The organism is Streptococcus sp. NCTC 11567 (assembly GCF_902141215.1).
In the GTDB taxonomy this organism is placed as follows: Bacteria; Bacillota; Bacilli; order Lactobacillales; family Streptococcaceae; genus Streptococcus; species Streptococcus dysgalactiae.
Genome location: NZ_LR595857.1, coordinates 311,668 through 330,152, shown reverse-complemented (window position 1 = coordinate 330,152; position 18,485 = coordinate 311,668). Strand labels below are relative to the sequence as shown.

General features: G+C 40.3%; 17 protein-coding genes and 1 tRNA gene. 3 read left to right on the top strand and 15 right to left on the bottom strand.

What is annotated here, in order from left to right; translation table 11 throughout:
• Positions 1 to 51 precede the first annotated feature (51 nt).
• The 9 genes from sufB to FQT67_RS01765 all read right to left on the bottom strand — a co-directional run bounded on the left by sufB (position 52) and on the right by FQT67_RS01765 (position 10,337).
• Entirely contained in the window at positions 52 to 1,470 is a 1,419-nt protein-coding gene (gene sufB / locus FQT67_RS01805) for a Fe-S cluster assembly protein SufB (RefSeq protein WP_046177395.1), read from the bottom strand.
• Positions 1,463 to 1,939 (bottom strand): Fe-S cluster assembly sulfur transfer protein SufU, encoded by a 477-nt coding sequence (gene sufU, locus FQT67_RS01800; RefSeq protein WP_046177396.1) that lies wholly within the window; start codon positions 1,937 to 1,939, stop codon positions 1,463 to 1,465. Before sufU ends, sufB begins: the two co-directional genes overlap by 8 nt.
• A complete protein-coding gene (locus tag FQT67_RS01795) occupies positions 1,926 to 3,152 on the bottom strand; it encodes a cysteine desulfurase (RefSeq protein WP_046177397.1) in 1,227 nt (408 codons plus the stop codon). The genes sufU and FQT67_RS01795 overlap by 14 nt, the downstream gene beginning before the upstream one ends.
• Positions 3,153 to 3,182: 30 nt before the next feature.
• Positions 3,183 to 4,445 (bottom strand): Fe-S cluster assembly protein SufD, encoded by a 1,263-nt coding sequence (gene sufD / locus FQT67_RS01790; protein WP_003054871.1) that lies wholly within the window; start codon positions 4,443 to 4,445, stop codon positions 3,183 to 3,185.
• A gap of 96 nt (positions 4,446 to 4,541) precedes the next feature.
• Positions 4,542 to 5,312, bottom strand: coding sequence for a Fe-S cluster assembly ATPase SufC (sufC, locus tag FQT67_RS01785; protein WP_046177398.1), 771 nt, complete (start codon positions 5,310 to 5,312; stop codon positions 4,542 to 4,544).
• Between the two features lie 113 nt (positions 5,313 to 5,425).
• On the bottom strand, positions 5,426 to 6,595 hold the full coding sequence (locus FQT67_RS01780; RefSeq protein ID WP_003054822.1) for an MraY family glycosyltransferase: 1,170 nt from the start codon (positions 6,593 to 6,595) through the stop codon (positions 5,426 to 5,428).
• 6 nt (positions 6,596 to 6,601) lie between these two features.
• On the bottom strand, positions 6,602 to 7,363 hold the full coding sequence (gene mecA, locus FQT67_RS01775) for an adaptor protein MecA (protein ID WP_003059809.1): 762 nt from the start codon (positions 7,361 to 7,363) through the stop codon (positions 6,602 to 6,604).
• Positions 7,364 to 7,506: 143 nt separating this feature from the next.
• The gene (locus FQT67_RS01770) at positions 7,507 to 8,346 is read right to left on the bottom strand and encodes an undecaprenyl-diphosphate phosphatase (protein ID WP_012766572.1); all 840 of its coding nucleotides are present in this window, start codon (positions 8,344 to 8,346) and stop codon (positions 7,507 to 7,509) included.
• A 65-nt stretch (positions 8,347 to 8,411) separates the two neighbouring features.
• On the bottom strand, positions 8,412 to 10,337 hold the full coding sequence (locus FQT67_RS01765; RefSeq protein ID WP_046177399.1) for a DUF2207 domain-containing protein: 1,926 nt from the start codon (positions 10,335 to 10,337) through the stop codon (positions 8,412 to 8,414).
• Between the two features lie 198 nt (positions 10,338 to 10,535).
• Between FQT67_RS01765 and FQT67_RS01760 the strand changes: the two genes are divergently transcribed.
• The 3 genes from FQT67_RS01760 to FQT67_RS01750 all read left to right on the top strand — a co-directional run bounded on the left by FQT67_RS01760 (position 10,536) and on the right by FQT67_RS01750 (position 13,095).
• Positions 10,536 to 12,104, top strand: a complete 1,569-nt coding sequence (locus FQT67_RS01760) for an ABC transporter substrate-binding protein/permease (protein WP_046177400.1) — start codon at positions 10,536 to 10,538, stop codon at positions 12,102 to 12,104.
• Complete coding sequence (locus FQT67_RS01755) at positions 12,097 to 12,837, top strand: amino acid ABC transporter ATP-binding protein (protein WP_046177401.1); 741 nt, start codon at positions 12,097 to 12,099, stop codon at positions 12,835 to 12,837. Before FQT67_RS01760 ends, FQT67_RS01755 begins: the two co-directional genes overlap by 8 nt.
• A 141-nt stretch (positions 12,838 to 12,978) precedes the next feature.
• On the top strand, positions 12,979 to 13,095 hold the full coding sequence (locus FQT67_RS01750) for a putative metal homeostasis protein (protein ID WP_000818733.1): 117 nt from the start codon (positions 12,979 to 12,981) through the stop codon (positions 13,093 to 13,095).
• Positions 13,096 to 13,231: 136 nt separating this feature from the next.
• Here the strand turns inward: FQT67_RS01750 and FQT67_RS01745 are convergent, their stop codons facing one another.
• From FQT67_RS01745 to FQT67_RS01720, 6 genes are all read right to left on the bottom strand, one after another.
• Entirely contained in the window at positions 13,232 to 14,122 is an 891-nt protein-coding gene (locus FQT67_RS01745) for an SPFH domain-containing protein (RefSeq protein ID WP_003054883.1), read from the bottom strand.
• 235 nt (positions 14,123 to 14,357) lie between these two features.
• Positions 14,358 to 16,022 carry a DAK2 domain-containing protein gene (locus FQT67_RS01740; RefSeq protein ID WP_046177402.1) on the bottom strand — a complete coding sequence of 555 codons (1,665 nt, stop codon included), beginning with the start codon at positions 16,020 to 16,022 and terminating at the stop codon, positions 14,358 to 14,360.
• A complete protein-coding gene (locus FQT67_RS01735) occupies positions 16,022 to 16,387 on the bottom strand; it encodes an Asp23/Gls24 family envelope stress response protein (protein WP_003054896.1) in 366 nt (121 codons plus the stop codon). The genes FQT67_RS01740 and FQT67_RS01735 overlap by 1 nt, the downstream gene beginning before the upstream one ends.
• A gap of 153 nt (positions 16,388 to 16,540) precedes the next feature.
• Positions 16,541 to 16,729 carry a 50S ribosomal protein L28 gene (gene rpmB, locus FQT67_RS01730; RefSeq protein WP_002982870.1) on the bottom strand — a complete coding sequence of 63 codons (189 nt, stop codon included), beginning with the start codon at positions 16,727 to 16,729 and terminating at the stop codon, positions 16,541 to 16,543.
• A 543-nt stretch (positions 16,730 to 17,272) separates the two neighbouring features.
• Complete coding sequence (locus FQT67_RS01725; protein ID WP_003046614.1) at positions 17,273 to 18,154, bottom strand: class II fructose-bisphosphate aldolase; 882 nt, start codon at positions 18,152 to 18,154, stop codon at positions 17,273 to 17,275.
• A gap of 205 nt (positions 18,155 to 18,359) precedes the next feature.
• Positions 18,360 to 18,445 (bottom strand) — tRNA-Leu (locus tag FQT67_RS01720).
• Between the last annotated feature and the right edge of the window lie 40 nt (positions 18,446 to 18,485).

Genomic DNA, 18,485 nt, shown 5'->3' with positions numbered 1-18,485 from the left:
GAAAGCCTATCCAAAACGTTTTGGAACTCTAATGGATAGGGAAAAATAAATTTAACCAACTGAACCTTCCATTTCATAAGAAATGAGACGGTTTAACTCGACTGCGTATTCCATTGGTAATTCTTTGGTAAAGGGTTCTACGAATCCCATAACGATCATCTCTGTTGCTTCACTTTCTGATAAGCCACGACTCATCAGATAATACAGTTGCTCTTCAGAAATCTTAGACACTTTAGCTTCGTGCTCTAAGGCCACTTGTGAATTATGAATTTCATTGAATGGGATGGTATCTGATTTGGAAATATCATCCATCAAAATCGTGTCACACTCAATATGAGAGACTGATTTTTTGGACTGTTTATTAAAGGTCACCTGGCCACGATAGTCCACTTTGCCTCCACCTTTAGCAATTGATTTTGACACAATTGATGAAGATGTATGCGGAGCGTTATGAATCATCTTAGCCCCAGTATCTTGATGCTGACCGGCATTAGCAAAGGCAATTGATAGCATAGTCCCACGCGCTCCAGGTCCATCAAGGTAGACAGATGGGTATTTCATGGTAGTTTTGGCACCTAGGTTACCATCAATCCATTCAACCGTGGCATCTGCCAGAGCACGCGCGCGTTTGGTCACAAGATTATAAACATTGTCTGACCAGTTTTGAATCGTGGTGTAACGCATATAAGCGCCATCAAGAGCAAAAATTTCCACAATGGCCGCATGCAAACTATTACTAGAATAGGTTGGCGCCGTACAGCCTTCGACATAGTGAACACTTGCCCCTTCATCAACAATGATTAAGGTTCGTTCAAACTGACCTGTGTTTTCATTGTTAATACGGAAGTAGGTTTGTAAAGGAATATCAACTTTAATCCCTTTGGGAACGTAAATAAAGGTCCCTCCAGACCAAACGGCTGAGTTGAGGGCTGCTAATTTGTTATCTGTTGGTGGAACCAGTTTGGCAAAGTATTGTTTAAACAAATCCGGGTATTCTTTAAGGGCAGAATCCGTATCTGTGAAGATAATCCCCAACTTCTCAAATTCATCCTTCATGTTGTGATAAACCACTTCAGATTCGTATTGGGCAGATGCTCCTGCAAGATAGGCACGTTCTGCTTCTGGAATACCAATACGTTCGAACGTTTCTTTGATTTTATCAGGAACATCATCCCATGAGCGAGCTGGTTTATCAGATGCTTTTTGGTAGTAAATAATGTCATCAAAATTAATATCTGACAAATCTGCTCCCCATGTTTGCATTGGCATTTTATTAAAGGTTTCTAGTGATTTTAAGCGAAATTCCAACATCCATTCGGGTTCGTTTTTAGCAGCTGATAGCTCACGGACAACTGCTTCACTCAAACCTTTTCCTGTGGAGTAAATAGGCTCAACATCATCGTGAAATCCAAATTGGTAGTCCCCTAGATCAATTGGCTGCGGTTCTACTTTTTCATTTATATCAGACATCTTTCTCTTCCTTTATATTTTTATCAGTGATTTTTTCGGCATCACTACGCTGAATAGCTTCTTTGAGCGCATTCCAAGCTAGGATTGAACATTTGATTCGCTGTGGAAATTTCGCAACTCCTGCCAATAATTCTGCTTCTCCTAACTCTTTTTGAGAGGGATCTTCTTTCCCCTGAACCATTTCTGAGAAGATATCAGCTAAAGCTAGAGCTTCGGACTTACTTTTACCAATAACAGCATCGGTCATCATGCTTGACGATGCCGTTGAAATGGTGCATCCATTCCCTGCAAAAGCAATATCTTCAATCTTATCACCGTTAAAGGTAACCGTTAAAGAAATCACATCCCCACAAGTAGGATTATTCAGTTGAACAGCCTCCACACCTTCTAGTTGGCCATAGTGATGCGGGTGTTTAGAATGGTCCGCTACGACAGCCATATAAAGATGGTTCAATTTAGAGAGTGCCATTGAAAAACTCCTTTGCTTTTAGAATTGCATCAACCAAGCGATCACAATCTTCTCTGGTATTATAAAGCGAGAAACTAGCTCTCACGGTAGCTGAAACATTTAGGTAAGACAGTAAAGGTTGTGCACAATGATGACCAGCTCGTACCGCGACACCTTCATAATCCAAGGCTGTTGCTAAATCATGCGGGTGTAAGCCATCTAAATTAAAAGCAATTACGCCTGCCCTATTCTCAGGTTGTTCTGGTCCATATAACGTGAGCCCTTCGATAGCGCGCAATTTAGGTAAAATATAAGCGACAAGGTCTGCCTCATGTGCCTGAACTTCTGTCATCCCAATGTCTTGTAAGTAAGAGACAGCTGCAGCTAGACCAATTGCCCCTGCAATATGGGGAGTGCCAGCTTCAAATTTCCAAGGCAACCCTTTCCATGTAGCACTTTGCTCATAAACAAAATCAATCATTTCGCCGCCAAATTCAATTGGCTCCATCTGATGTAAAAGCTCTTCTTTGCCGTAAAGAATACCTAAGCCAGTTGGTCCGTACATTTTGTGAGCTGAAAAAGCAAAGAAATCACAATCCAGCTCTTGGACGTCAATTGGCAGATGAGGGATTGACTGAGCACCATCCACTACCAAGTAGGCCCCATTAGCATGGACCAATTCTGCAATTTCCTTAATCGGATTAACACATCCTAGGACATTTGAGACATGTGCTAGGCTAACAAATTTTGTTTTAGGGGTTAACTTCTGCGCCAAGTCGGTCATATCAAGCTGCCCGTGTTTTAAATAAGCATAAACCAGTTTAGCACCTGTTTTTTGACAAACTTGCTGCCAAGGAATAATATTGGCATGGTGTTCCATGACTGAAACCAAAACCTCATCTCCTGCCGTTAAAACCTGTTCAGCAAAGCGAGTCACCCAGTTGAGACTGGTTGTTGTGCCTCTAGTGAAGATTACTTCTTTGCTTGACTTAGCCTTAATAAAATCTGCAACAAGTTGCCGACTGGCCTCATACTGACTTGTTGCACGTTCCGCTAAGGTGTGAACCCCGCGGTGAACATTGGCATTATCTGTTTCATAATAGGAACGCAAAGCCTCTAGGACAACGGTCGGTTTCTGTGTGGTGGCAGCATTATCCAAATAAACAAGAGGCTCGTCGTTAACCAGTTGGTCTAGAATGTTAAAGTCTTGTTTGATGTGATTTGCATCTAGCAATTCTAACCTCTTTCTTTTTTCACAATGGGCTTAACGGTTACGTAATTTCCCATCTAAACCCTTGATAATTTCTTGGCGGACAGACGGAATAGGAATTTCAGCAATGACTGCTCCTAAGAAGCCTCGAATAACTAAACGTTCCGCAGTATCCTGATCCAGGCCACGACTCATTAGGTAATACATATCTTCTGGATCAACCTGACCGATAGACGCTGCATGGCCTGCAGTCACTTCATTTTCATCGATCAACAAGATTGGATTAGCATCTGATCGTGCCTGATCTGACAACATCAAGACCCGACTTTCTTGTTGAGCATCTGCTCCTTTAGCACCTTTTAAGATATGACCGATTCCGTTAAACGTTAATGTACCACGTTCTAAAATTACACCATGTTGTAAAATATGACCGATAGTATGCTGGCCGTAGTTGGTCACACGCGTGTCAATACCTTGCACTTGTCGACCACTGGAGACAGCAACTACTTTCAAGTCTGCTTGTGAACCTTGACCAACTAAATCACTGTCAAAATCCGCTACCACATTGCCTTCATTCATGATAGACAAGGCCCAATCAATGCTGGCATCCTTATCTAAACGTCCTCGGCGGCTCATGTAGGTAGTCACTGATGACCCTAAGCGATCGATAGCTGAAAATTTGATTTGACTACCCGCCTGGGCGATAACTTCCACGCTAATATTAGCGCTGGCTTTTTGACTTCCGTTCCCTATTGACTCAAAACGTTCTAAATAAGTAAACTTACTCTCTTTCCCAGCAATCACAAGAACGTGCTTATTAAAAGGAACATCACTGTCACTATCTTGTAAGAAAATGGCTTCAATAGGTGCTGTGATTTCTAAGTGATCTGGAACATAGAGGACTGCTGCACTATTAAAATACGCGGTGTGGTAAGCTGCTAATTTATCCTCATCAAAGGCGACTGCTTGTCCAAAATGAGCGGCAATCACCTCTGGAATTTCTTCAAGCGCTGTGTAAAAATCGGTAAATACAACCCCTTGATTAATCAACTCCATTGGCAACTGTTCCAAAACAGTTTGCGTTCCTACCTGAACAAGAGTTGGGTTATCTCCAATAGCCATAAAATCTGGTACATTGGCTAATTCGTCATTTTCTGTTAGGGTTCCATCACCTAGATTCCAACGATGAAATTTAACTCTTTCAATGGCTGGTAATTCCAAATTTGGCATGGCTTTCAGTGCCTCTAAACGCCGTTCTTGCAACCATGCAGGTTCAGCGTGGGCTTGCGAAAAAGCCACTAGTTTTTCTTTTGTCATCTCTTAATCCTTTGTCTCTGGTTTTTACATTAGCTGGGTATAGGACATCATCTAGCTCTTTAGTAGAAAGCTAGATCAAGTTGTCTTGAGAAATCCTTAATTTTCTTCTTTGTACTCGATACCTAATTCTTGCGCGATACCCGCATAACCTTCTTTTTCGAGACGGGTCGCCAAAGCAGCATCACCAGATAAGACAATACGACCGTCCATCATCACATGAACTAGGTCTGGGGTAATGTAATTCAACAAACGTTGATAGTGGGTGATAATCATAGCTCCAAAGTCTTTCCCACGCATCTCATTAACCCCTTTAGAGACTACTTTTAGGGCATCAATATCAAGACCAGAATCAATTTCATCTAGTAGAGCAAATTTAGGTTCCAACATCAACAGTTGGAGAATCTCATTACGTTTTTTCTCCCCACCAGAAAAACCTTCATTGAGGTAACGCTCTGCCATCTCTTCTTTCATGCCTAACAAAGCCATTTTATCATCAAGTTTGGTGATGAAATCTCGCACGGAAATCTTATCTTCATCAGCTTTACCAGCATTCATCGCTGCACGCATAAACTCAGCATTGGTAATTCCTGGAATTTCTGATGGGTATTGCATAGCGAGAAAAAGTCCCATTCTAGCACGCTCATCCACTTCCAACTCCAGAATGTTGACACCGTCTAACAAGATTTCCCCTTGGGTCACTTCGTAGTTAGGATTTCCCATAATAGCGGCTGAAAGGGTTGATTTCCCTGTTCCATTAGGCCCCATAATGGCAGCAATCTCACTTGTCTTAAGGGTTAAATTAACCCCTTTTAAAATCTCTTTATCTTCTATCGAAACATGTAAATTGTTAATTTCAAGAACTGACATGATATACCTCTTATTTTTCTGTCATTTAGGGCTATCTCCAGCATAGAATAATGACCTCTCGCTTTAATAACCATTACGTCTATTATAACAAAAAAAAAGCCCTACGAGGCTTTTTAGCGTTTCAAATCATTTTTTTCCTTGCACTTGAGAAGGGTGGCTTGACGATAGTCACTATTCCCAATAAATTTTAAGACATTAAAAAGCGGAGTTCGCTTTTCACCCCAGATTTCTAAGCCTTCAATAAAGACTTCTAAACCAAATAAGAGTCCCAAAAGCAATAAGATTCCTCCAATACGGCTAGATACATTTAATAGCAGGGAAATTAATGAAAAGAGCATGGCGATGCCGTAGACAACCAAAACCGCTCCACGATGAGTAAAGCCCAGAGACAGCAGGCGATGGTGAAGGTGCATCTTATCAGGTTCATAGAATTTTTTCCCAGATAAACTACGACGAATAATGGCGACAATAGTATCCATAATTGGTACACCAAGGATAATTACAGGTGTCACAACAGCAACTGCCGTTGAATTTTTCAATCCCTGAAGAGACAAGACCCCTATCATAAAACCAATAAAAAGAGCTCCTGTATCGCCTAAATAAATAATCGCTGGATGGTAATTATAGGGAAAGAACCCTGCAATAGAAGCAATTAATACCAAAATAGTAAGGGTTAAAAAGAAGTCAGTCTGAGGTAAAAAGAAATAGGACACAATAGCCATCGTCACCAAGCTAATAATGGAGACCCCGCTAACCAAACCATCCAAACCATCAATCAGATTAATCGCATTGGTAATTGAAATAATCCACAAGACTGTCAAAAAGAAAGTCAAGAAAGGTCCAAATGCTAGAAGCGGGCCTCCAAACGGGATTTTAAAGCTGTCAAATTTAAAGTCAGTAAAAGCCCAGATAATAATAGCTCCTGCAACAATTCCCAACATTTTTAGTTTAGGACTTAACTCATACAAGTCATCTAAAAAACCTGTCAGAGTAATCATCAGAGCTCCTATCACAACAGGCAGAATATAAGCAAAATAGCTCTGACCTCCAAGCAAGACGCCTTTGGAAGCTAATGGCATAAATATGAGACTGGCAACCATGAAGGAAGTAAAAATGGCAAGGCCCCCACTTGTAGGCATGGGCACCTTATTAACTCTTCTAGCATTAGGGTTGTCCACAGCGCCTACCCGAAAAGCTAGGAAGCGAACAATAGGAGTTAACACTAAGGAAATCAGTAGAGCACCAATTAGCACGAGGACATAATCTATTGTAAAAGAAAACATGATACCTTATCCCAACTCAATCTTTCGTAATTGCTCAACAGCCCCATCCAAAATCAATTGTACGCCATGCTCTTGTAAGTAAGCTCTGGTTTTTGTTCCAGGACTAGCATGCTCAATCAGTCTTGCATACATCACATTGGCAAAATAAGATGGTTGCTGCTGAACATCTAATAAAATCGTCATATGATAACGGCTGTCACCTTTGTACAATTCTGAAGCTTCAACAGGAAAATCAATTGTCTGAGAAAAAGCGACGGCCTCTGAAAGTGTTGCAAAGTCCAAAACATAATGCACGTAATCTAACAGCTCTGGTTCTTGACCCACTTCCTCAGCGGTCTCTTCCGTTTGACTAGCTAGAGTGGCTTCGACAACATCTTCCATCATTTCTTCAATTTTTTCCAGTTTCTCATGGGCATTAACATCCCCTTTTTCTCGCATAGATTGTTCCAAGCTCTTGAAAAAGTCTTCAGGAGTCATTTGAGAGATATCTCCCAAGTCAGCTAAATCTTCAAGATTAAGGTCCTTATTGAGTTCAGACTTGGTTACAAAGACATCCAAACGGTCTTTTCTAGGGGTCACACGAAAGCTAAGCATGCCACTATCTTTGAAATTGTCTGGTAGGTCCAACTCATCCATGACAGAGTAGAAGAACTCTTCCGTTTTTTCTTGAGGAATGAGGAAATCTTTTAATTCCATCCCTCTTTCTTCTAAATCATCCATACTAATTGTTATTTTTAGCGTTGTCTCGCTAATTTGTTTCATTTCCATTATCAATACCTCGCACGCGTAGTCATTTCATTATACTAGAAATGCAATGTTTTCGCAATTTATGACTAGCTTCCCTCCTCAAAGAGTAGTAAAAAACAACAAACCTAGTAGGTCTGTTGTCACATTTTAAAAAAATCTTACTGTTAAAAAACAAATTTAAAAAAACTATAAATCAACAAAAGACTTCCCAACACAATACGGTATTTCCCAAAAATAGTGAAGTCGTGCTTCTTCACATAGTCAGTCAAGAATCTAATAGCCAACAAACTAACAGCAAAGGCTGTCAAGCTCGCAACTAAGAGAATAAGGACTTGTGCAAAATCAAGGTGATGGCCATCAAGGAAAAATTTAACAGCTTTTAACCCACTGTAGCCAAACATCGTCGGAATCGCTAAAAAGAAAGTAAAGTCAGCAGCTACTGTACGACTAGTTCCTAAAATAATAGCTCCTAAGATTGTAGCCCCTGATCGACTAGTACCAGGTACAATACTTAACACTTGAAAACACCCAATGAAGAAAGCTGTTTTGTAAGACATTCTAGCTAAGTCAGTGACGGCAGGTTCTTGTTGAGCATTTCGTTTTTCAATCCAGATAAAGGCAATCCCGTAGACGATTAAAGCTATGGCAATCGGAACCATAAAATAAAAGTGTGCTTCAAACCAATTATCAAGAGGAACGGCTATTAAAATAGAAGGAATACAAGCAATCACCACTTTTAGCCACAATTGCCAGGTAAGCTGTACTTCTCTTGCTGTTTTCCCAGGTTGAAGGGGATTGAGACGTTCAAAATAAATCAACATAACAGCGATAATCGCCCCTAGTTGAATAACGATATTAAACATTTCTATAAAAGCCTTATCCTGATTTAGTCGGATAAATTCCTGAACTAAAATGAGATGCCCTGTGCTAGAAACAGGGAGCCATTCGGTAATCCCCTCAATGATGCCAAAGAAAATGGCTTTTAGCAATTCGATTATTAACATGTTTTCTCCTTATTAACAACTCTTATCGTGATTTTCTAAACTGAGACTGAGGCCAAGCGACTTTTTTAGAAGGCACCTCCTCCGCCTCCTCCGCCTCCGCCAGAGAAGCCACCGCCTCCGCTTACACCACTTCCTGAAGAAACCGAAAAATTTGAAGAAGTAGTAGCTGAAGACAGACTAGACACAAAGGCTGGTGTTGTGGCATACATTATCGTTGACAACTCACCTGGTCGAACGGCTTGGTAAACCTCAGGTAAGGCAATGCGATGAACCTTCAAATAGCGTTCAATTTGCTTAGCATAACCAAATAAGGTCGCATAGACCAAGATACGATTCCAAACCACAAGACCATCAATGGGCACATCATCAAATTTATTAATGTCTCGCATCATGTTTTTAAAGCTCTGCCATTGGTGCAAGCGAACAGCTCCCTCGGGCGTTTCAATGCCCAGTTTACGGTATGGACTTAATTGCAGGTTAATGTAAAAGCTGAGACACGTGGTCAACCCAAGTAAAGCAAGGTAAATGAGGGCCAACCCACTTCCTTTCATAGTCAGATAGATCAATAAACTACTATTCAGAACAACTAACAAGCAGCCTAACCCCTGGACACTATGACTTTTTCGTTTCTCTGCCGGGGTCATTTGACGATAAGTATCTGGTAAGTTTAACTTTTTGATAGTTTCTAGGACATTGTTTGTAATAGCTGCCGACGCTTTTTTCATCGCCTTAATCACCTGCTCAGACGATTGACGGACTTCTTGCTCGAGCTTTTTACCTTTGTACGTTTTCTTTAATTGTTTAATGGTATCAGCATCATAATGGTATTGACTAAACAATTGATCCACCGGCAATGTCACCTTGTTTCCAAAAGCCATATCTAAGAAGGCAGCTTCCTCATCTGTCACACGATCTAACTGACTGATTTCAAGATAAGCTTTCCCTTCTTCTTTCGTTAATAAAAGCACCTTTTGGTCGATCAGATCCAACAAGGTAGCTTGAACAAGGGCCTCAAAGGTCACTCCTTTAGGGATCAATAATTTCTGGCTTTCTGATGCTGTAGGGGATAAATAGGCAAAACTCTGTCCATAAATCGCTTGTGTCAACACAAGAGGCGAAAGATCTTCAGGGACTTCGTAACTGTGATCTGTATGGTTGGCCAAATGATAACGATTGAATTGTTTCTTTAATCTTATAAACTGTATTAACTGCCAAAGAAGAAAACCTACCTCTACCAGAGGAATGACTTTGCCAAATAGCAGCTGTAACAAGGCCCTTCGTCTGGAAATCTTAGTTTCTAACGCTACAATTTTATTCTTTTTACTCGTTGAAACATCAACTGGCTCTTCTCCCAATAATGCTTTTTTATCCCAATAAGCATGCAATTCCAATTGCCCTGAGACATTTTTGGCATTAATCTGATAGCGACCGTTACCTTCTTTTAACACTTGAGGTTTCTTTTGGTAATATCCTCTGTGAGCCCATAGATTAGAATCCTGAATATCAGTTGGGGTAGTGACGGTCAAACTCACCTTTTCTAATGTTTTGTCCCAGTCACTGATCGGTGTCCAATTCAGCTCTGCCACGTCTTGATAAGCTGTTAAAAGGTGGTGCAATTGCCAGATAACCTTGACGTCAACCTTATCTCCAGCTTGACCAGCATTATAAAGTTTTAAACGGTAGCCATCTCCAAGGTCACTAAACTCTTGGTTAACGGGTACTTGTTGACCATTGTGATATACCTCAACTTTAGGATTTTGGTCAATAGCAAATCCATCTGGCAAATTACCTGCTCGGCCCAGCGAAATATACTGGCCGTTATAAGAAGTATCAAATTGATAGGTAACTTTCTGCTCAAACCGAGCCGTATTTTCCTTTGATAAGGCTAACAGCCCTTCATAGTTGGTGATGCTATAGTCTACATCAGCCGCTGTTACTCGCATCCCTAAAAAACTGAAGCAAAGCACAAACATCATCAGAATTTTTTTCATGGCAACATCCTCTTTCTGCCCTCATTTTACCATATTTTAGAGAGATGACAAAACCTAAGCCAAACTTTTCACCTTATTTTTACTCACTTTTTTGAATATTTTTTCATGTTTTACCCTATTTTTCTGAGAATATATTGAAATAGGATGCAAATTGCTGTAAAATAGGTCTGAATACTATTTTTGAAACAGGAGACCTATATGAAAAAGCTAATCCTTAGCTGTTTGGTCGCCTTGGCCCTTCTTTTTGGAGGAATAAGCCAGGCTCAAGCAGACCAATATTTAAGAGTCGGAATGGAGGCAGCCTATGCTCCCTTTAACTGGACTCAAGATGATGCTTCAAATGGGGCTGTTCCAATTGAAGGAACTAGCCAATATGCCAACGGTTACGATGTCCAAGTCGCTAAAAAAATCGCTAAGGCTATGAACAAAGAACTGTTAGTCGTTAAAACTTCTTGGACAGGCTTGATTCCAGCTTTAACTTCCGGAAAAATCGATATGATAGCAGCCGGCATGAGCCCAACTGATGAACGTCGAAAGGAAATTACCTTCTCAAATAGCTACTACACTAGCGAACCCGTTTTGGTTGTAGCTGCAGATGGTAAGTACGCTGGTGCGACTAGCCTTGACGATTTTGCTAATGCCAAAGTGACTGCACAACAAGGCGTTTGGCATGTCAACCTCTTAACACAGCTAAAAGATGCTAAATTGCAGACTCCAATGGGGGATTTCTCTCAAATGCGTCAAGCTCTTTCTTCAGGCGTCATTGATGCTTATATTTCTGAACGACCTGAAGCCATGACTGCTGAAGCTGCTGATAGCCACTTCAAAATGATTACTCTTAAAAAAGGGTTTACTGTTTCTGAATCAGATGCCGCTATCGCTGTCGGAATGAAAAAGAATGACAACCGCATTGCAACTGTCAACCAAGTGCTTGAAGGATTTTCTCAAACTGATCGTATGGCCCTGATGGATGATATGATTACCAAGCGACCTATGGAAAAGAAAGCCGAAGATGCTAAAGCATCATTTCTAGGCCAAATGTGGGCTATTTTTAAAGGTAACTGGAAGCAATTCTTACGTGGAACTGGAATGACCCTTCTGATTTCCATGGTCGGAACCATTACAGGTCTCTTTATTGGATTATTAATCGGTATTTTCCGTACAGCTCCTAAAGCTAAGCATAAAGTAGCTGTCTTGGGACAAAAACTCTTTGGTTGGTTACTCACTATTTATATCGAAATCTTCCGTGGCACACCGATGATTGTTCAATCTATGGTTATCTACTACGGAACAGCACAAGCCTTTGGTATTTCGATCGACCGTACCCTAGCAGCTATTTTTATCGTATCTATCAATACGGGGGCCTATATGAGTGAAATTGTTCGCGGTGGTATTTTCGCTGTCGATAAAGGTCAGTTCGAAGCAGCAACTGCTCTTGGCTTTACTCACGGACAAACCATGCGTAAAATTGTGCTGCCACAAGTTGTTCGCAACATTTTGCCAGCAACAGGTAACGAGTTTGTCATCAACATCAAAGATACTTCAGTCTTGAATGTTATCTCTGTTGTGGAACTTTACTTCTCAGGTAATACCGTAGCTACACAAACCTACCAATATTTCCAAACCTTTACGATTATCGCCATCATCTACTTTGTCCTTACCTTCACGGTGACACGTATCCTTCGTTATATTGAACGTCGTTTCGATGCCGATACTTACACCACTGGAGCAAACCAAATGCAGATTGCGGAGGTCCCAAATGTCTAACCCAATTATTGAAATTAAAAACCTCAAAAAATCTTACGGCAGCAATGAAGTACTCAAGGATATTTCCCTTTCTGTTAACAAGGGAGAAGTCATTTCCATCATCGGTTCTTCTGGTTCTGGAAAATCAACCCTACTACGCTCAATCAACCTTTTAGAGGAACCAAGCGCAGGACAAATCCTCTTTCACGGTGAAGATGTCCTTGCTGAACACTATAACTTAACCCACTATCGCGAAAAATTAGGTATGGTTTTCCAATCCTTTAACTTGTTTGAAAACCTAAATGTATTGGAAAATGCTATCGTTGCTCAAACTACCGTCCTCAAAAGAGATCGCACAGAAGCCGAACAAATCGCTAAAGAAAACCTCAATGCGGTTGGTATGACAGAACAATACTGGCAAGCCAAACCAAAACAATTATCAGGGGGGCAAAAACAACGGGTTGCCATTGCCAGAGCCTTATCTGTCAATCCAGAAGCCATGCTCTTTGATGAACCAACATCAGCTCTTGATCCTGAAATGGTTGGTGAGGTCCTTAAAACCATGCAAGACTTGGCAAAATCAGGGTTGACCATGATTATTGTTACCCATGAAATGGAATTTGCTCGTGATGTTTCTGACCGTATCATCTTCATGGATAAGGGCTTGATTGCTGAAGAAGGAAGTCCTCAACAAATTTTCAAGAATCCTACACAAGATCGTACCAAAGAATTTTTACAACGCTTCTTAAAATAAGATAAAGGATCCAACTATTTCTATGCCAGTTGGGTCTTTTTTCAATTCAAAAAGAATTTGTCATAAAATACTTTACCAGTTAACTATTTTATGCTATACTTATTTTTGTTAACGTTAATAATTTATATTTAGGAGGATAATATGGCAGAAAAAACTGACTTATCGTCAGCTTACAGAAGACTGAAAAGTCCCAATATTAAAACCAGAAAACGTGCTCTGAAAATTATTCACGAGTACAAACGTTACGGTAAAAAATAGAATTCTATTTTTATCTCTCCAAATGTAAGTCAGACAAAAAAACGACTAAGACACTTCCCTCCGTCTTAGTCGTTTTTTGATGCTTTCTTTCCTAATTTCGAAAAAAACAGACTGGAATAACCAATCTGTTCATTGTTTATTTGGTTTTTAAAGCTGATAAAACCTGTGTACGGATATCATCTACTCCATTTGGTGTATTTGGTAGGAAAAGGGTTTGGTTTCCTTTTGCTGCAAAGGTATTGAGAGTATCTAGGTATTGGTTGGTCAACAAAATGGACATGATTTGTTCTTCGTTTAAGGAAATATTCGCCTCTTTAAGCTCTTGAATAGACTCGGCCAAACCGTCCACAATGGCCTTACGCTGTTGGGCAATCCCTACCCCGTGCAAGCGATCTTTTTCAGCTTCTGCTTCTGCTGCTGTCACAATTTTAATTTTATCTGCGTTTGCCAACTCTTGGGCAGCTACACGTTTGCGTTGAGCCGCATTGATTTCATTCATTGACTGTTTCACTTCAGCATCAGGCTCCACCTTGGTAATCAAGGTTTTGACAATGATATAACCATAAGTTGACATTTCTTCTGCCACTTGATGTTGTACTTCCAAGGCAATTTCATCTTTTTTCTCAAACAATTCGTCCAAGGTCAACTTTGGCACTGATGACCGCAAGGCATCTTCAATATAAGACTTGATTTGAGATTCAGGTTTCATTAATTTATAGTAAGCATCCGTTACATTTTGCTCGTTAACACGGTACTGAGTGGCAACATTCAAGGTCACAAACACATTGTCCTTGGTTTTGGTTTCAACGATGATTTCTGACTGTAAAAGACGCAGCTGCACACGCGCAGCAATTTTGTCAATCCCAAACGGAAGTCGGATATGAATACCACTAGTGGCTGTTTTTTGGTACCTACCAAAACGTTCCACGATGGCAACAGATTGTTGGCGAACCACATAAAGGGTGCTGGCAACAATAGCTAGGATTATAATAACCCCAAAAGCAATAAAGATAAATGGTCCTAACATAAAATCTCCTCCTTATCATGTCTTAGAGCTGAACCATTTTCAGTTCTTGACTTATTGTTATAAGACAATTATAATGTTTTTCTAGGTTTTGTCAAATTAAATCGTAACCATTAGCTTTCTGATGGATTGCCTCATTTTTCAGGGGTTTACCATCACTAAAACCACTCATTCCGGCATCAATATAGACAAAAAGGGTTAGACCTTTGCCTAACTCCTCTTTTTTTATTGTATTCTATTATTCTACACTCATGAGATATGGGTAAACAGGCTGATCTCCTTGATGGATCTCAACTTCTACATCTTCATAAGTCTCTTCTAAATACTCAGCAAGTTCTTCTGCCAAGTCTTGATCACCTTCTTCACCAACAAAGATGGTAACAATCTCGCTATCTTCGTCAATCATTTTTTCAAAGGCAGCTTTTAGAGTTGCTTCCATGTCTGGATTGGAAACGACGATTTTCCCATCAACCATCCCCAAGAAATCATTTTCATGGATTTCTAAACCATCAATAGTAGTGTCACGGACTGCCAAAGTGACGCTACCGCTGACTACATCAGAAAGACTAGCTGACATATCTGCTACATTGTCTTCTAAAGATTTCGAAGGGTCAAAGGCTAACAGGCTAGTAAATCCTTGCGGAACAGTACGTGTTTCAACAACAGCAGCCGGAATATCAACCACTTCTGCCGCAGATTGAGCAGCCATAAAGATATTTTTATTATTTGGTAAAATAATGACTTGTTTGGCATTAACTGCTTCAATAGCTTTTACAATATCTTCTGTTGATGGGTTCATGGTTTGACCACCAGAAATCACATAATCAACACCTTGCGCCTTGAAAATTGCAGATAAACCTTCTCCAGCAACCACTGCAATCAAGCCAAAGTCTTTTGCCTCAGCCTTGCTTTCTTCAGCATCAGTCTTTTGAACCTGTGCTTCATGCTGATTACGCATATTGTCCACTTTAATCTTAATAAGCGAACCATATTTAAGACCTTCTTGCATCACGAGTCCTGGATCTTCAGTGTGAACGTGAACTTTAACAATCTCGTCATCGTTCACTACTAATAATGAGTCTCCTAGACCGCTAAGGTACCCTTGAAATTCATCGTAGTTGAATTCTTTCACATAAGTTGGTCCTTGTTTAAGAGCAACCATGATTTCAGTACAATAACCGTAAGTAATATCTTCAGTAGCCACATGACCGACAACAGATTTGTGATGCTCTGCATTAATCATTTCAGACATGTTAGCAGGAGTCGCTTTAAAATCTTCTGAAGCTACATAGTCACCATTTAAAGCAGATAGGAACCCTTCATAGATGAAGACCAGCCCTTGACCACCTGAGTCAACCACACCAACTTCTTTAAGAACAGGAAGTAAATCAGGAGTCTTAGCAAGGGCACCTTTTGCACCATCTAAAGCAGCCTGCATAACTTCCACTGCATCATCTGTAAGGTCTGCTTTTTTCAAGGCTGCAGTTGCTGCTCCACGAGATACTGTCAAGATTGTCCCTTCAACAGGCTTCATCACTGCCTTGTAAGCAACTTCTACTCCCATTTGAAAGGCTTGTGCCAAATCTTTACCAGTGAGCTCGTCTTTTCCTTTTACACTTTGTCCAAAACCACGGAAGAGTTGTGAGGTGATAACCCCAGAGTTTCCACGCGCTCCCATTAAAAGACCTTTTGACAAAATTTGACCAACTTCACCAACGGTTGAAGCCGGTTTATCCGCCACTTCTTTGGCACCGTTGTCCATCGTCATGCTCATATTTGTCCCTGTGTCTCCATCTGGGACAGGGAAAACGTTTAAGGAATTAACATATTCTGCTTGTTTGCCAAGACGAGTCGCTGCCGCTTGGACCATTTCTTGGAATAAGCTTGTTGTAATATTTGACACTAATTTTCTCCTACAACCTTAATATTTTGAACGTAAACATTAACCATATCAGCAGTAAGGCCAAGCTGACTCTCAAGGTTAAATTTCACGCGTTCTTGGATATTTTTAGAGACTTCACTGATTTTCACACCATAACTCATCACAGTGTACACATCAACAGAAATACCCATATCTGTTGATTTCACTACAACACCTTTTGCATAGTTTTCTTTGCGAAGTAGCGATTGGAAATTGTCCTTGATTGCACTTTTACTAGCCATTCCAACAACGCCAAAAATTTCCGTTGCTGACCCACCCACGACAGTTGCGATAACGTCGTCGGATAGTTCGATTAGACCATCTTTTGTATTGATTTTTACAGTCATATTTACTACCTCAAAAAGTTATTGTTCATATTATTTTACCATAATCTACAGCTAATGTAAAAGAGATAGGGTGAATCATAAGGGATATCCCTTTTTCAACTCTTCCCATTTCCGAAAAGAGACTAAGAAAAAAAGCCCTAAGGCTTATTTCTATTAGATGCGTTCTACTTTACCAGATTTAAGCGCACGAGCAGAAGCCCAAACTTTTTTAGGTTTACCATCAACAAGGATAGTTACTTTTTGAAGATTTGGTTTAACTGTACGTTTTGTTTGGTTCATCGCGTGTGAACGGTTGTTTCCAGAAACGGTTTTACGTCCTGTAAAATAACATACTTTAGCCATTTTGATCTGTTTCCTCCTACGTAGAATATGTTTACGGATGTGCTAGCACCACATACTTATCTATTTTATCATAGGGGGTTTTGTTTGGCAAGTTATTTTTGATTTTCTTTTTTGTATTCCAGTGATGGAAGGAACTCAGAATTGTAAGTGTGAACTACCTGTACCCATCTCATATAACGACTTTTATTAGATCCATTTCAATCCCCCCTATATAAACTTCTTCTTGACTGATGACAGAGTGGCAAATATAGTCACTCTAAATAGTTAATTAAAAACTTGTTAAAGCTTAAAGCTAAGGGATTCAGATAGCAACTCTTGATTGTTCTCAATCACAAATGATTTCACAGAAAACGATATGATATGTACTTTTCACAATTAGAAAAATAGACCCTCACCATTTCCAGGCCACTTAACTCATTCTATGAATTATGCTTTATTTGTTACCATCAAAGATTGTTTCACAGAAACTGGTAGCCGTTTTAGGATGTCAAGTGTACCTAAAAAAAGCCCTCAAGAGGGCTTTAGTAAATGTAATTCTCTAAATTATGCTTTGTTCGCTGATCCGAAAACGTCGATACGTTCTTCAACAGCGCCTTGAACAGCTTTCATACCTGGAGCCAAGAATTTACGTGGGTCAAATAATTTTTTACCATCGTATTCTGCTTCGTTAGCTTCGTAGTTACGAGCAAATTCACGAGTTGCGTTAGAGAAAGCAATTTGGCTTTCAGTGTTAACGTTAACTTTAGCAACACCAAGACGGATTGCTTCTTTGATTTGATCGTCAGGAATACCAGAACCACCGTGCAATACGATCGGGAAACCTGGTACAGCTGCTGTTAATTTTTCTAAGTGGTCAAGAGCAAGACCTTCCCAGTTTTCTGGGTATGGACCGTGGATATTACCGATACCAGCTGCCAAGAAGTCAATCCCAGTTTCAACCATTGCTTTAGCATCTTCGATTGGAGCAAGCTCACCTTTACCGATGATTCCGTCTTCTTCACCACCGATTGTACCAACTTCAGCTTCAACTGAAACGCCTTTAGCATGTGCAATTTTAACAACTTCTGCAGTTTTAGCAAGGTTTTCTTCAACTGGAAGGTGTGAACCATCAAACATGATAGAAGTGTAACCTACTTCGATACACTCAAGAGCATCTTCGTAGTGACCATGGTCAAGGTGAATAGCAACAGGAACAGTGATACCCATTGATTCAACAAGGTTAGCGATAAGAGATTGACATACTTTGTAACCACCCATGTATTTTGCTGCACCCATTGATGTTTGGATAAGAACTGGAGCTTGTTTAGCTTCTGCTGCACGCAAGATTGCTTGAGTCCACTCTAAGTTGTTTGTGTTGAATCCACCAACAGCATATCCGTTTTCACGAGCTGCTTGGACAAATTTTTCTGCTGAAACGATTGCCATTTGTAAGGCCTCCTCTTATTTTTCGGGATAACTCCCCGTTTACATTGTTCATTCTAGCACAATTTTCCATAAATTTCTAGTCTTTCACAAGCTTAAAGCGTTTTCCCAACGCAGATTATCCAAACTTTTCTCGAAATCAATGCTAGCTACTCAGCTTTATTTGAAGCAAACGAAAAGAGATGAATCAACGATTCATCTCTTACTATGCGGAGAGTGGGACTTGAACCCACACGACCTAAAGCGGTCACAGGATCCTTAGTCCTGCGCGTCTGCCAATTCCGCCATCCCCGCTACTCATCAGCAACATAAATTATTATAGCAACTATGAGGA